Here is a 1,100-nt window from a genome sequence, read left to right on the forward strand (position 1 = left end):
AGGTACGACTGCACACGTATATCCGGTCTCTTAAATAATGCAGAAGCATTGGACCCTGATGGGCTATCCGCACGTCAGCTCCCAATAGGTTCCTCGAGCTATTTGCTCCCCATACGTGCAGGGGTTTGCTGACGTCGGTTCGACCTGTTCGCCATCTTGCAGCATGCTCAGCAATCGTGATGGTGGGTTATCTTGTTGAAAAATCAGTAATACAGTAGGTGGTTGTTACGCCGCCTGTGCTGCCAAGCCAGGGTCATAGACCCTGTCGTGGCGAGTGATGGCCCAGGCGATGCGTGCCGTCTTGTTGGCCAGGGCAATCACCGCCACATTGGCATGCTTGTGCTCGGCCAGTTGCCGGACCCAGTGACTCAGGTTGTCTTCCTTGCCTTCGCAGTAGCGCAGCACGGCGCGCGCGCCGTGGGTCAGCAGGGTCCGTAGGTAGCTGTTGCCTCGCTTGCTGATGCCCAGCAGGCGGTCACGTCCTCCCGTGCTGTGCTGCCGCGGTGTCAGCCCCAGCGAGGCGGCAAAATCACGGCCACACTTGAAGGCCTGAGCATCACCCAGAGCGCCGGCCAACGCACTCGCGGTCAATGTGCCGACGCCCCGCAGGGTCATCAGTCGCTTGGCAACCGGGTCGGTCTGGGCGTGTCGCTCGATGCGCTCGGACACCGTGGCGATGCGATCATCCAGGTAGCGCAGGTCCTCGGCGAGACCCGACAACAGGACACGGAAATCATCGGTCAGGCCGTTCTCGGCATCTTCCAGCCAGCGAGGCAAGGCCGCGCGCAGCTGGCCAATGCCGGTGGGCGCCACCAGCCCGTACTCGCCGATCAGGCCACGGATCTGGTTGGCCTTGGCAGTGCGCTGCTGAACCAGTTCACTGCGGATGCGATGCGCCGCCTGGACATCCTGCTGCGCGACGGTCTTGACGGCGACGAAGCGCATGGTCGGACGCCCCATGGCCTCGCAGATGGCCTCTGCATCGACGCGATCGTTCTTGTTACTCTTGACGTAGGGTTTGACGAACTGTGCGGCGATCAGTTTGACGTGATAGCCGCGTGCCTGCAGCTCACGCGCCCAGTGGTGGGCGGAGGCACACG

The 1,100-nt window shown here is 62.2% G+C and carries 1 protein-coding gene; it reads right to left on the reverse strand.

What is annotated here, in order from left to right; translation table 11 throughout:
- Nucleotides 1–225: 225 nt before the first annotated feature.
- Nucleotides 226–1,100 (reverse strand): IS110 family RNA-guided transposase (locus DU506_RS21240; protein WP_114488796.1); only part of this gene is annotated, 875 nt, incomplete at its 5' end.

It is taken from the genome of Vreelandella rituensis (genome assembly GCF_003336665.1).
Lineage (GTDB): Bacteria > Pseudomonadota > Gammaproteobacteria > Pseudomonadales > Halomonadaceae > Vreelandella > Vreelandella rituensis.